The sequence below is a fragment of the Nocardiopsis sp. NPDC101807 genome (assembly GCF_044766605.1).
GTDB lineage: Bacteria > Actinomycetota > Actinomycetes > Streptosporangiales > Streptosporangiaceae > Nocardiopsis > Nocardiopsis tropica.
Map to the genome: position 1 here is coordinate 388,642 of NZ_JBIWMK010000005.1, position 13,107 is coordinate 401,748.

Sequence of the window (13,107 nt, forward strand, 5' to 3'; positions counted from 1 at the left end):
TTCCCGAGGGGTTCGGCCGGCGTCCGCGCCCCCGGCGGGGTGAGCACGGTGCGGAACCGTTTCTGCGGGACACCGCCCCACACCCGAACGGGTATGCCAGCACGGCCGCCCTTTCAGCCATTGCTGGTGGTGTCCGGCTGACTCACACTGATGAATGACAACACGGTCCCGAATCCTTTGAATTCTGAGTCGACCGGGGAGGTGTCCATGGCGTTCATTGTCGAGAATGTGGTTTCGTGTCGAGGAAAACTATCTCCGCGCCCCGTTCCGGGGGCTCCCATTTCTTATGGGGAGAACGGGGGTCCGAGGGCGGTCACCACAGGGGCATTTCGCGTTTCCTTTCCCTTCGCCTCGCCCGTCAGGGGAGCAGGCCCTCGCGAAGGCCGATGGCGACCGCGCCGGCGCGGTTGGGGGCGTCGAGCTTGGTCAACACGCTTGCGACGAGCCGTTTGGCGCCGTGTTCCGAGATGCGGAGGCGGCGTCCGATCTGTCGGTTGCTCAACCCTTCCGAGAGCAGGCGCAGGGTCTCGTGCTGGCGTTCTGTGAGCTGGACGGCCCGGGTCAGCGTCGTCCTCTGGATGATGCCCTGGGTCATCAGCCTGCGTGCCACGGCGGAGGGCAGGGGGAACTGGCCGGACAGCACACGGGACAGGGTGTCGCCGAGGACGTGGACGTCCAGTTCGTCCTGCAGAAGGAAGCCGTCGGTCTGCGAGTACCGGTCCAGCGAGTCGATCCCGGATGGTTTGGCGAGGAGGACGAGGGTCTTGAACCCGGGCGGGATCAGGGTCCAGTCCGCGGGTGTGGACTCGGACTCGGCGAGTATCAGGACGGAACGCGGCGACTCGGCCGCACCGAAATCCGCCTCCCGTATGGTCGGGGCGGTGTGCAGGAACCCGAGCGGCAGCTCTTCCAGGAGCGTCCGCATCCCTTGCCGGAGCACACCGTTCGCTATGGCCACGATCACGCGGGTATCGGCCAGTTGGACGAACTCTTCCTCCTGCCGGCCCAGGGAGAACACGGTCCGTTCCGTGGACGTCCCGTGGTCGGAAATCATGTCTTCACCCGGAGAGCGCATAAATTTGAACCCTTGAATCGGTTTTCTTTAGGGGATAACAATTCCTCGGCATTTCTCGTGGCTGGTAAGAGGGTTTGGCTCCGAATTTTCCGGAGAATGCCGAATGTGCTCCCCGTTCGTCGCCGGTTCGGCGGCGCCCACACCGGTGGCGGATCCGGAGAGCGGGTCCGACTCCTCTGGAAATCCTGGGTGTGCCTGAGGGTCCGTGGGAACGGGAAGGTCGGGGGTGGAAGCCGGCGTGAAGGTGGGCGCATCACCCTTTCGTGGGGGGTCAACGGACAACTTTTGGGGATGCCGCAGGTCGCGGGCTTATCCGGGGAAAGTTGATCTTCGCTGCACGGTTGGGAGCGGCTCATGGGAACGCTCCCATGGGTTGGATCCCAGGGTAGGAGGACGCCGTGGCGGTGTCAAGAAGTCATTTCCCCCCTGTAAAAGGATGTTTCTGTGGACGGTGTGGGTGTGGTATGGGGCGCCCGGCGCCACGTTTTTGTCGCTTGGAACTCCGGGGCTTTCGTATCGTCGGCGCGTGCTCATTTTTTGTGGTTAACGATTGAGGTGGAATATGGGTTTCGGGGTAGCGGATCCGGTTTTCGTCATTCCGGTCTTCGTGGAGAATTCGAGGGATCTCGCCCATCTGGAGAAATCGTTGGGAAGTCTGGTCTCCCAGACCGATGAACGGTGGAGGGCGGTGCTCGTCGACGACTGTTCGCCGTTCCGCTGGGACCCGCGGGACCTGGCGCCGTTCGACGCGAGCAGGATGCACCTGGAGAGGAGGCCCGTGAACTCCGGCCCCGGGGAGTGCCGCAACCACGGGGTGCGGCGGGCCGCCGTGGCCGGAGCGCCGTTCGTCCTCTTCCAGGACGCGGACGACGTGGCACACGCGGACCGCGTCCGACTGACGAGGGAGTACTTCCGGAAGGACCCGGACGCGGACATGCTCTACTCGGCCTTCGACGTCATCGACGAGGACGGCAGGCCCGTGCCCAGGGGCGGTGTCTCCGGTTCGGTCCTCGAGGTGGTGGATTCCCACGCGAGCCCCGTCGAGGGCCGCGACGCCTGGATCCCCGTCGCCACGAGAACCGGTTACACCACGCTGACGAGCACCGTCGCGGTGCGCACGGAACTGGCCGCGCGCTACCCGTTCCCCGCGTGCCACGTGAGCGAGGACTCCCACGCCTGGCTGCGCATGATGGCGGGCGGGGGCGCACTCCGGTACATGAAGGAGATCAGGGCCCAGTACCGGGTTCCGAGGGGCGATCACGGATCCGCCAGTCGGGAAAGGCACGGCGAGGGGTTCTACTGGACCATGCTGCAGGTCGATCTGGACGGTTTCGTCCAGGCCATGCACATCGCGTTGGAACGGGGGGCGCTGAAGCCCGGCCACTGCCCGGAGCTTCTCCGCGCCTTCCACCTGAAGCAGGCGGAGACGATGGAGAGCGAGGGCCGGCTCCAGGCGGCGGCCGTCTGCCGTTCCCTGGCCGCCCGCCCGCTGCCCGACACGCGCCCGCCGGCTCCGGCCAGGAGTGCGTGATGGGCCCGGAGACCCTGGTGGGGCGCGGGCTCCCCGCCGTGGGGAAAAGCGGCTTCGACGCCATTCTCTTCGATCTGGACGGCGTTCTCGTCGATTCCCTCGGGGCCATCGAGAAGTCGATGCGCTGGTGGGCCCTGGAACGGGGGCTCGACCCCGAGGACGTGCTCACCCGTGCGCACGGGCGCCGCGACGAGGATCTGATCAGGGAATGCGCCCCCTCCCTGCAGGTCGAAACGGAGATCGAACTCATCGAGGATTTCGATGTCCGGGAAGCGAAATCCGTCAGACCGCTGCCCGGCGCCCGGCGAGTTCTGCGATCGCTGGAATCCGGCTCATGGGCCGTGGTCACCTCGGGAAGCCGCCGCGTCGCCGCCGCGAGGATGGCCGGTTCCGGCCTTCCCGAACCCGGTCGCTTCGTCACCGCGGAGAGCGTACGGCGGGGCAAGCCGTTTCCGGACGGCTACCTCCTGGCCGCCGACCGGTTGGGGGCCGTACCCGAACGCTGCCTGGTCGTGGAGGACGCCCCCGCGGGCCTGGCCGCAGCCCGGGCCGCGGGTATGCCGTGCCTCGGTGTGGGAGCGGCCCTGACCGGGCCCCTGCCCGGGTTGGTCGGACGGGTCCGCGACCTGGACGAGGTCCGTGTGGAGACCGGGTCGGCCGGGTTGCGGGTCCTCACCGGCCGTTCGCGGACGCACGCGGGGACCGGGCCCCGGTAGAGGCGTCCGGTCCCGCGTCCGTGAGCGCACGGGCGTGGCGCGGCGGGCCGAGCCCCCGGAGCGTGAGGTTCGGGGGGCGCGGCCCGCCGCGGAAGGGGGTGCGGACCGAGCGGATCAGGCGGCCGTTCCGGCGGTCGGGCCGACCAGGTCCAGGAGCTGCTCCGTACCGTGGTCGTGGCCGTGCTCGACCGCGGCGACCAGCAGGGCCTCGAACCGCATGAGGAACTCCTTCATGCCGTCGGAGCGCAGCCTCAGGGAATCGGCCTTCAGGGTCAGTTCGACCTCGTCCGTCCCGGCGGCCGAGACGTCGAGGAAGAAGAGCAGGTTGTCCCGCTCGACCCCGGAGCCGGTCCCGGTCCGGGTGTCGGCCAGGGCGGTCCTCACGTCGTCGGCCGAGGAGGCGACCGGTCCTGCGCCGTCTCCTCCGGCGGGGCGCAGGTCGTTGAAGAAGTAGGAGAGTTCCAGGTCCGTTCCGCGCTCCTCCTCCGCCTCCTCACGGAGACGGGCGGTGGCGGCGCGCTCGCAGTAGGCGTTGCGGTACGCGTTCACCGAGGCGGACCACGCGCGCCGCGCGACCGTGGCGAAGTCGTCCCCGGAGAGGTCGATCCCGGTCGGGACGTCCTGGGCGAGGTTGCCCACGTAGTCACGCAGCATCGTGCGCGTCCGGTTGCCCGCGATGAGCACCATGGTCGCGTGGGGGGTTCCGGTGGCCCGTCCCAGCAGGAGCGCGGTCGCCGCCAGCAGCACCGCCGAGCTGCTGACCCTGTAGCGGGCGCCGAGCGTCCCGGCCGCCAGCGCCACCGCCCTGGAACGCATCCAGACCGTCGGGTAGCGCGGCTCCTCGGGGCCGTCCCCCGCCTCGGGGAGAAGGCTCGGCGGCATGGTCCGGAGGTGCTTGCGCCAGTACCGCAGGGAGCGCTCCTGGACACGCAGCCCCTCCTCCGAGCGCTCCCACGCCGCGAGTTCCACGGGTTGGACGGGCGGCGGGCCAAGGGTTCGCCCCTGGACGAGCGCCGCGAGTTCGCCGGCGAGGATCCTGAGGCTGGGGTAGTCCGCGGCGATGTGCGAGACGGTCAGCAGCACCACGAGGGGCGCACCGTCGAGCACTCCGACGCCGACCCTGATCGGCCACTCCTTGCCGTGGTCGAAGCGGTGGCCCCTGACCGAGGACTCCAGATCGCCCACCAGGCCGTACAGGTCGGAGTCCTGGCCGTTCCGGGCGTCACAGACCTCGACGGTGACCTCGCCTCCGGCGGTGACCCGCTGGACCAGCTCCCCGTCCGGGGTCCTGAAGAAGTGGCTGCGCAGGGCGCCGTGGCGTTCGCACAGCGCGCGCAGTGCCGAGAACACCCGGTCCAGGGAGACGCCGTGGGCGAGTTCCACGGGGACGACCGAGTTGTAGAAGGAGGTGTCCGGCATCATGTACTCGATGTCGGTCCAGATGCTGCGCTGCCCCACCGTGGTGGGGGCGAGGGCCGGTCGACAGCCGTGGACCGCGACCCTCTCCGTGCGGAGGTCCGCCATGGTGTTGTCCTCGTTCCGCTGTGTGCAGGGGGCGGTCCGGCTAGGCAAGGGCCTTGGCGCCCGGACGGGCCAGCCGGCGGGTGTGGTGCAGGACGGCAGCGACCACGACCGCCCCGAGAAGGTTGACGGCCGCGATGGTCTGGTACAGGGGCGCGGCCTCCCCGGCGTGGCGGGCCAGATAGCCGCCCACCGCGCAGATGGCCACGAAGTAGGTGGTGTTCAGGGTGACGGCGAGGGCGCCCGCCCCGGTCTGCTCCAGCACCGACATCCCGGCCAGCACCACTCCGAGGATCAGGTAGGTGGGAGCCACCAGCTCCAGGTACCGGGCCGCCTCCGCGGCCGCGGCCGGCTCCTGCGCGAGCACTCCCGCGATCCGGTCGCGCCCGATCCAGCACGCTGCGGCGACCAGGGCGTACAGCGCTCCGGTGACGGCGAGCCCGGCCCGCACCACGTGTCCGAGCCGGTCGGTCTCCCCCCGGCCGCGGAACTGGTTCACGACGATCGCCGTCGCGGACCCGATCGCCATGCCAGGCACGATGATCATGGTCTGGAGGGTGTAGGCCACCGCGAAGCCCGCGACGGTCGCCACTCCGAACACGCTGACCACCCAGGTCAGGACGAAGTTGCTGGCGAAGATGACCGCGTGGGCGCTGCCTACCGGGAGCCCGACCTGCCGGAGCAGGACGGTTTCCCGGCGCAGGCCTATCGGTCGGCCCCGCTTCCACAGGTCGCTGCGGAAAAGGAGCCAGAATCCGACCGCGGTGCCGAGCGCACCGGCTCCGGCGATCGCCACCGGCACCGACCACAACCCCCAGCCGGCGCCTCCCGGCAGCCCCAGGGCCGCGACCCCGGCCACCTCCGCACCGCCGGCCAGCAGGAGCAGGGCGGCGGCCGGGCGGGGGCGCTCCGCTCCCCGGAGGGTCGCCGCGAACACGACCGGGCCGACCCCTGTGAGCTGTGCGAGCGCCACCCACCGGACGAACCGCACGAACTGGTCTCGGACCTCGGGCTGAACGGACAGCAGGTCCGCCAGGAGCGGAGCCGTGAGCAGGAAGGCCCCGCTGACCACGGCCGTCGCGCCGAGACCGAAGCGGGCCAGCCACAGTGTCGAGGCCACCGCCGAGTCGAACCGGCGTCCCGCGCCGAGGGACACGGCGACCTGTGTCGTCACCGCGACGCTGATCTGGACGGCGATGAAGGCGAAGACCACCGGCATGAAGAGGGAACGGACGTAGAGCGCCTCGTCGCCCATGGTCCCGATGAGCGCGATCAGCACGACGGGGACCGCGGTGCCTATGCCGTCCGCCAGCACCATCGGCCCCGCGTAGCGCAGGACCTCCCGCCACTCCCGGGTCATCCGATCCTCCCGGTCACCACGCCCTGAGCGACGTTGAGCCGCTGGATGTGGGTCGTTCCCTCCATGAACTCCACTCCTCTGGCGTCCCGGGCCAGTTTCTCCGGCCTCGGATGGGAGAACCTCGCCCCCGGACCGAGGAGTTCCAGGGCGCGGAGCGTGGCCTCCTCCGCGAGGCGGGCCGCGCTCGCCTTGGCGGCGGACGCCAGGTACCCCCGGGCGGGGTCGTGGTCGACATCGGCCGCGGCCCTCCACACGAGCTGCCGGGTGTCCGCCAGGCGGTCCTCCATGTCCGCCAGCGCGTGCCCTCCCCCCGGCCCCAGGTCGGACCGGTGCTGTGAGAGGTAGTCGTGGGCGGCCTGGGCGATACCGAGCGCGAGCGCGGCCACACCCGGGCGGAACTGGTTGAACATGCGGACGGCCGCGTGCATGCCGCGGGAGGAGGCGCGCAGGTGGCGTCCCAGGACCTGGTCCCCGGGCACCGGTACCCCGTCGAAACGCACCGCGCAGATACGGGCGCCACGCAGGCCGACGGTGGGCAGCGGCGAGGCGTGGAATCCCGGGGACCCGGTCCGCACCATCACCGCCGAGACGCCCAGGGGCCCGGGGCCGGTACGGGCGAACACCGTGCCCAGCCGGGCGCGTGATGCGTTGCCGACGTAGCGCTTCTCCCCGGTGAGCGTCGCACGGTCGCCGCCGGGCTCCGGGGTCAGCGTCGTGGCCATGGCCGACGCGTCCGAACCGTGGTCCGGTTCGGTGAGCCCGAGAAACGTCCACACCGGCCCCTCGGAGAAGTGCTCGAAGAACCACTTCTGTTGTGCGGTGTCCCCCAGCAGGGAGACCAGGCCGCCCGAGAGCGAGGGGCCCGGTGCGGCGAGGAACGCCCCCGCGTCCCCGCGGCCCAGAGCCTCGACCGCCACGACTCTCTCCAGCGCCCTGTCCCCGTGGAAGGAGTGGCCGGACAGGCGCAGGGCCGAGTCCTGGTACTCCGGGGGGATCATCATGCGGGAGACGTACCGGAAGGCCGACACGTCCGTGAACCGGTCGACTCCGTCGGGGTCGTGGTCGAGTTCCGCCCCTAGCTCCTCCAGCTCCTCGCCCCACTCGCGTGCGGCCCGCTGGAGCACGCGCAGCCGGTCATCCAGCTCGATCATCGGGCTCTCCTCCACGGTCTTCGGCCGACGATTCGAGGTAGGCGTCCGCCATCAGCTCCGACAGGTACGCCACCTGGCCGGGGCCGTCGGACAGGAACCCGGAGGCGCCGAGCAGGCGCAGGACCGTTCGGTCGGCGGCTGTGAGGCGGCGGCTGGCCCGGCGCAGCGCAGCGGGGGCGCCCGGTTGCGACGCGACGCCGTCCAGCAGGCTCTCGGCCACGGCCTGCTCGGTGGCGGCGCCGGCCAGGTCGGCGCGGACGAGTTGCCGGTGGATGAGGGCCGTCCCCTCGACGGTCCGCTTGCGCAGCCGGCCCACGGCCTGCCGGCGCAGCCACAGCGACAGGCCCAGGCGGATGGAGGCGACGGCGGCCTGCCATTCCGGCGTGGCCGGATGCTCCGGTGTTCCGGTCGACGCCAGCAGGGACCACCGGTGGCCCGCCACCGTGATCTCCCCGACCACGGTGTCGGACGCCGACAGGACCGGGCCCGCGGCCGCGGGGGTCAGGGCGAACCCGGAGGCGCCGAAGACCGGAGGGGCGGGCTCCGCGCCGGCCAGCGCGGCCCAGGCCGCGGCCGGTTCGCCGAGGCGTGCGGGCTCCCACCACGCCCCGTGCCGCCGGGGCCCCGCACGGCGTGCGGTACTCGTGGCCGTCATCGGTCCTCCAGGTTCGTGGCCGCCGCGCAGAAGTAGCCGAGGGACGGGTCGTACTCCACGACGACCACGGCCCGGTCCGGCGAGGTGAGGCGCAGGTCGTGCAGTCCGGTCCACACCGACGTGCAGACGGGGCCGCCGGGGCCGCGCCGGACCTCGGTGTCCGGACCGCTCACGCGGACCGGGGGAACGCCCCCGCCCAGGACGAAGGTGACCGGGCCGGAGAACGCGCGCCGCACGTCGGTGTGGACGTCCGTGACCGCCCGGGCCGCGCCGGCGGCGTCGAGCCCGGTGGCACGCCAGTGCAGCACGTCCCCGGGCGGGGCGCCCCCGCCGAGGAGCAGGCCTATCCCGACCTCGCGGTCGGGCACCGGAGTCCCCCCGGGGACCTCCCACGGCAGCTCGCCCTGGTCCAGTACGAGTACCAGGGCCCTGCCGTCGGGATCGCCGTGCAGGTATTCGGCGGCGATGCGCAGAGCGGTGAAGGGTGTCACCGCCCGCTGGTCGGACACGGAGAAGGCCGTGGCGGGGCCGTCGGAGGCGTGCACCAGCGAGGCGCACACCGAGTAGCCGGGCTGGCTGTCCGGCAGGGAGTGGGCGAGGACGATCCGGTCGATGCGCTCCCCCCGTGCCCGGGCCTGCGTGAGGAGGCCGTGGGCGAGCCGGTTGTACGCGGTCCGGGAGGGTTCCGTGGCCGGCGTGCTCCGGTAGACGCTCCCGTAGGAGGAGGCCATGTCCCCCAGGTACTCGTCGATCGCGGCCTGGTGCTGCGCGGCCGCGAACGCCGGGGCCGGGTCCGTCGACGTCGATCGGTGGAAGCTCCCGAGCAGGCGCACGGGGAGGCGACGGGCCCTCACGAGGGTGCCGTGCCCTCCGGCGGACTTCTGTGCGGTGGCCATGTCCCGGCTATCTCTCCTGCAGCGCGGAGATGAACCCCGCCAGGCTCGCCACCGTCTCGAAGTGCCCGTGTTCGAGCTCCTCCGTGTCGAATTCGAGCCCCATCTCGGCCTCGATCTCGACCAGCATCTCCAAAATGTTCGTCGAGTCGAGCCCGAGGTCGTCGAACAGCCCCGTCGAGGCGGTGATCTCCACGTCGGACTCCGTGGTGAACCCCGCCAGGATCCCGGCGATGCGCTTGATCAGTTCCTCGTCGTGCGTCGTCTGCGCGATGTCGGCACCGGATGATTCCATGTCCTCAACCTCCGTTTGTTCTCGTGGTGGCCAACCCGTGGTGCACGGGCTGGCGGCTCAGGATGTCGGAGACGCTCTCCCGCTCGTGGACGAGGAGGGGCGTCCCCCTGTGGACCAGGACCTCGGCCGGGTATCCGTGGCTGAGGAACCGGGTGGGGGACGCGGTGGGCCCGTACGCGCCGGAGCGGTGCACCCCGATCAGGTCCCCCACACGGACCTCGGACAGCGGGACGTTCTTGCCGAGGGTGTCGTTGGGCGTGCACAGCGGGCCGGTCACCTGCCACAGCTGCCCGGTGGGCTCCTGCTCGCGGTTGAGGATGCCCATGGGGAAGTTCCTCTTGGCGAAGGAGCCGATGCCGACGGCGGCCATGTGGTGGTTGGTCCCGCCGTCGGTGACCGCGAAGTGCTGTCCCATGGACTCCTTGACGTAGCGCACGCGCGTCACGTAGAGCCCCGCGGTGGCGGTGAGGAACCGTCCCAGCTCCATGAGGACGCGGGTCCGCGGCTGCTGGGCGCGGAAGGCCTCGACGACCGGGTTGAGCTGCCCGGTCAGGGCATCGACGTCCAGGTCCTCCTCGCCCTGGAAGTAGGCCACGCCCAGGCCGCCGCCGAAGTCCACCGTCTCCAGCGGGAACTGCAGCCTGTCGGCCAGGCGCTGCGCCATGCCCAGGATCTGCGCGGTGTTCTCGACGACCACGTCCGACGACAGGATCCTCGTGCCGAGGTAGGCGTGCACCCCCATCAGCCGCAGGGACGGGAAACGCGCGGCGAGGCCGGGATCGGCCATGAGGATGCCCTCGTCGATGCCGAACTGGCGCGGTTTCCCGCCCATCCTCAGCCCGGCCCCCTTGGCGGCCGACTGCGGGTTGACCCGCAGCGCCACCGGCGCGGTGATCCCCATCCCCCCGGCGATCTTGTCGATCAGGTCGAGTTCGCCGTAGGACTCGCAGATCAGCGAGTGGATCCCTGCGGTCAGCGCCGCCGCCACCTCCTCCTCGCTCTTCCCCGGGCCGAGGAAGATCGTGTCGGCGGGGGACACCCCGGCGGCCCGTGCCACCGCGAGTTCGGCGGCGGAGGACACCTCGGCTCCGGCGCCCAGGCCTCCGAGCAGCGAGCAGACCGACAGGTTGGGGTTGGCCTTGAGGGAGTAGAGGATGTCGACGGACGGGTGCAGCCGACCGCGTATCCGCTCGTAGCCCTGTTCGAGCTCCTCGCCGTCGTAGATGTAGAGGGGGGTTCCGAACTGTTCGGCGATATCGGTGACGGGGATCCCCTGGATCCGGTGCCGTCCGGTCATGCGCGACTCACCTCTCCTTCCTCCAGCGACGACAGGGCGCTGCCCAGCCGGCCGTCGAGGGAGGCGATGCTCTCCTCGTCCGGCCCGACCAGGAAGGCGTACAGCCGGCCGTCGAAGTACCGTTTGCCCTGCGTCGGTCCGCCGACGGCGTTGACCGTGGCGAAGTTGTTGACGACGACCCCGGTGTCCCCCGGGGTCTTGACCAGAAGGTGTTCGATCTCCTTGCGCAGCAGGGCGAACGGCAGCCGGGCGTGCAGGCGCAGCGGGTACTGCCGGGCTTCGGCGCTCGAGCCCTCCCACATGAACGTCTCCTGCAGCGCGGCCTGGTAGGTCGACATGTTGTAGCGCGCGTTGATCTCGATGATCGGGTACACGTGTCCGTCGGCTCCGACGAGCGCGTCGATCCCGGCCACGCCCCTGTAGCCCTCCGCGGCGAGTGCCCCGCCGATGTCCAGGCCGGCCCGGTGGACCGCGTCCTCGTGCTCGGCGGAGAGCCCGGCCGGTATCCGGTGCCCCTTGTGGACGCCGTCCTCGGTGATCGCCTCCTTGACGAAGTCGAACTCCACGGTCCCGTCCTTGGCGACGAGCACCTGGTAGTTCAGGTCCTTGGCCTTGGGGATCCACTCCTCCACGACCAGCCCCAGCCTGCCGCCGCGGCGTCCTGCGCGCTCCGCCGTACGCCTGAGCCAGGCGAGGCGGCGCTCGTCGCCCACGACCATCACGCCCTTGCCGGACACCCCGTAGGCGTCCTTCACGACCACCTTCCGCCCCTGTGACAAGTGGTCCTCGGCGAACCGCACGGCCTCGGCGAGGTCCTCGGGCGTCTCGCAGCACACCCCCGCGGGCTGGCGCAGGCCCAGGCGGTCGGCCAGCCTGCGGCTGAAGATCTTGCTGTTGACCCTCTTGCAGAGTGCGGCGGGGCTCGTGGCCAGACCGAGCCCGCACCGCTCCGCGAGCCGCTGCTCCAGCTCGGACATGCCGTGGGGAGCCAGGTAGGCTCCGGCGCGGCCGAGTTCGGTCAACAGCCCCAGGGTCGCCGGGTCCTCCAGGACGTCCTCGGTCACGGTGCGGCCGGCCTGCTGGGCGCCCACGGCGTGCGCCCGGGGCAGGGACAGCCCGTAGTCCCGGAGGTAGGCGTGGAAGTCGGGGTCGGGCGCGGTCTTCAGCAGTACGTGGTCGGACGGCCCGCCGAGCAGCAGCGCGAACTCGTCCATGCGGTGGGTCACGGCCCTGGTGGCGCCCGAGGAGATGGTGGGAAGGCCGACCTCGCCCTTCGCCCACTGCTCCTCCACCTCGATGTTGCCGAGGAGGACGAGGACGGGGTCGGGTTCGTCGGTGAGCGCCCGCTTCAACCGCTTCGTGAACTCGTTCATGGTGGGCGATCGTGTCCTTTCAGTGCTGGAAGACCATGGCGGAGAACGTGGCGCCCAGACCCACCGCGGCCATCAGGTAGTGGTCGCCGGGGTTGAGCAGTCCGCGGTCGACGGCCGACCGGTAGTTGATGAAGGAGTCCGCGCAGAAGCAGTGCCCGGTCACGGGGACGTTCTCCAGGAACATGCGCTCGGCCGGATAGCCGATGCGCTTGCCCAGCCGCCGCCACGAATGGCGGTTGACGTTGTGCGGGAGGATGAGCCGCAGCTCCGCCTGCGTGATCCCGGCCTCGGCCAGCGCACGCGCGATCACCTCGGCCAGCGTCTCCTCGTAGACCTCCTGGAAACGGCTCGCGAACTCCGGCTCCATCCACAGGCCGGCGGAGAACTCGCCGCGGGTGCGGGAGACGTAGCTGCGGAGCGTGTCGCCGCCGGTGTCGCCGGCCCGGAGGAGGACGGCGGCCGTGCCCTCGCCCATGTAGGTCGTGTCGGGGATGAACTGCGCGAGCCGGGTGAAGGTCTTCTCCCCCGTGAACACCAGCCCGAGGGCCTCGGGGTCGTCCTCCGCGCGGAGCAGCCGGCCCACCAGGTCCACCGCGAGCAGCCCGCTCGCACAGGCGTGCTCGGTGACGGTGAACGCCTCGGCGTGCTCCAGTCCGAGCAGGCGGCGGGTCTCGTGCAGGGGGTTGGCCGGATAGGGGGCGACCGTCTGCAGGGTTCGGGCGTGCACGAGGTAGCGCACCAGGTGCTCCCGGCCCTTCAGGGCGGTCATCTTGCCCGCTGCCGCGGAGAGGAGTTCGGCGAGCGTCTGCTCCGGGGCGCGGCGCACCTCGGACAGTCCGTGGAACCGCTTGTACAGGCGCAGTTGGCGGGGGGTCTGGCCGATCCCCTCACCGATGTCGTCGATCGCCACGGCCCCGGGGGGCAGATACGTGGACACCGCTTCGATCGCCGTCATCGCGCCGCCGGCCCCTGGGCGCCGACGGTGGCCGCCGTGAGGTGTTCGACCAGGTCGCGGATGGTCGGGTGGTCCCACAGGACGGTGTCGGAGACGGTGATCCCCAGGTGGTCCTCGATATCGGCGCAGAAGGTCAGGGCGTAGACGGAGTCCAACCCGTAGTCGGCGAACAGGGTGTCGGGGTCGACCTCTCCGGGATCGCGCTGCAAGTGGGCGGCCATCTGCCGGGTCAGCCAACGGGTCAGGTCTTCGGCGGTGGTCTCGGCTCGGCTCTCGGACATCGGA

Annotated in this window: 13 protein-coding genes; 2 read left to right on the top strand and 11 right to left on the bottom strand. The window is 70.9% G+C overall.

Annotated elements, in window-relative coordinates:
- Window positions 1-358: 358 nt before the first annotated feature.
- Window positions 359-1,054, bottom strand: coding sequence for a response regulator transcription factor (locus ACIRPH_RS17920; protein ID WP_402915620.1), 696 nt, complete (start codon window positions 1,052-1,054; stop codon window positions 359-361).
- Between the two features lie 583 nt (window positions 1,055-1,637).
- Here ACIRPH_RS17920 and ACIRPH_RS17925 point away from each other — a divergent pair.
- Window positions 1,638-2,606: a glycosyltransferase family 2 protein gene (locus ACIRPH_RS17925; protein ID WP_402915623.1), complete on the top strand. Its 969-nt coding sequence runs from the start codon at window positions 1,638-1,640 to the stop codon at window positions 2,604-2,606.
- The gene (locus tag ACIRPH_RS17930) at window positions 2,606-3,322 is read left to right on the top strand and encodes an HAD-IA family hydrolase (RefSeq protein ID WP_402915625.1); all 717 of its coding nucleotides are present in this window, start codon (window positions 2,606-2,608) and stop codon (window positions 3,320-3,322) included. The genes ACIRPH_RS17925 and ACIRPH_RS17930 overlap by 1 nt, the downstream gene beginning before the upstream one ends.
- A gap of 114 nt (window positions 3,323-3,436) precedes the next feature.
- On the opposite strand, the gene ACIRPH_RS17935 is transcribed toward ACIRPH_RS17930, so the two are convergent.
- Genes ACIRPH_RS17935 through ACIRPH_RS17980 form a run of 10 tightly spaced genes read right to left on the bottom strand, consistent with a single transcriptional unit; the run spans window position 3,437 to window position 13,103 of the window.
- Window positions 3,437-4,846: a condensation domain-containing protein gene (locus ACIRPH_RS17935; protein ID WP_402915627.1), complete on the bottom strand. Its 1,410-nt coding sequence runs from the start codon at window positions 4,844-4,846 to the stop codon at window positions 3,437-3,439.
- A gap of 40 nt (window positions 4,847-4,886) precedes the next feature.
- A complete protein-coding gene (locus tag ACIRPH_RS17940; RefSeq protein ID WP_402915630.1) occupies window positions 4,887-6,203 on the bottom strand; it encodes an MATE family efflux transporter in 1,317 nt (438 codons plus the stop codon).
- Window positions 6,200-7,354, bottom strand: coding sequence for an acyl-CoA dehydrogenase family protein (locus ACIRPH_RS17945; RefSeq protein ID WP_402915633.1), 1,155 nt, complete (start codon window positions 7,352-7,354; stop codon window positions 6,200-6,202). The genes ACIRPH_RS17940 and ACIRPH_RS17945 overlap by 4 nt, the downstream gene beginning before the upstream one ends.
- A complete protein-coding gene (locus ACIRPH_RS17950; protein WP_402915636.1) occupies window positions 7,338-8,009 on the bottom strand; it encodes a hypothetical protein in 672 nt (223 codons plus the stop codon). Before ACIRPH_RS17950 ends, ACIRPH_RS17945 begins: the two co-directional genes overlap by 17 nt.
- Window positions 8,006-8,905, bottom strand: a complete 900-nt coding sequence (locus tag ACIRPH_RS17955; RefSeq protein ID WP_402915639.1) for a hypothetical protein — start codon at window positions 8,903-8,905, stop codon at window positions 8,006-8,008. Before ACIRPH_RS17955 ends, ACIRPH_RS17950 begins: the two co-directional genes overlap by 4 nt.
- 7 nt (window positions 8,906-8,912) lie before the next feature.
- The gene (locus ACIRPH_RS17960; RefSeq protein ID WP_402915642.1) at window positions 8,913-9,197 is read right to left on the bottom strand and encodes an acyl carrier protein; all 285 of its coding nucleotides are present in this window, start codon (window positions 9,195-9,197) and stop codon (window positions 8,913-8,915) included.
- Between the two features lie 4 nt (window positions 9,198-9,201).
- Window positions 9,202-10,494, bottom strand: coding sequence for a type III PLP-dependent enzyme (locus ACIRPH_RS17965; protein ID WP_402915645.1), 1,293 nt, complete (start codon window positions 10,492-10,494; stop codon window positions 9,202-9,204).
- The gene (locus ACIRPH_RS17970; protein WP_402915647.1) at window positions 10,491-11,867 is read right to left on the bottom strand and encodes an ATP-grasp domain-containing protein; all 1,377 of its coding nucleotides are present in this window, start codon (window positions 11,865-11,867) and stop codon (window positions 10,491-10,493) included. Before ACIRPH_RS17970 ends, ACIRPH_RS17965 begins: the two co-directional genes overlap by 4 nt.
- Window positions 11,868-11,886: 19 nt before the next feature.
- Window positions 11,887-12,822, bottom strand: coding sequence for a 3-oxoacyl-[acyl-carrier-protein] synthase III C-terminal domain-containing protein (locus ACIRPH_RS17975; RefSeq protein WP_402915650.1), 936 nt, complete (start codon window positions 12,820-12,822; stop codon window positions 11,887-11,889).
- Window positions 12,819-13,103 (bottom strand): acyl carrier protein, encoded by a 285-nt coding sequence (locus ACIRPH_RS17980; protein ID WP_402915652.1) that lies wholly within the window; start codon window positions 13,101-13,103, stop codon window positions 12,819-12,821. Before ACIRPH_RS17980 ends, ACIRPH_RS17975 begins: the two co-directional genes overlap by 4 nt.
- Between the last annotated feature and the right edge of the window lie 4 nt (window positions 13,104-13,107).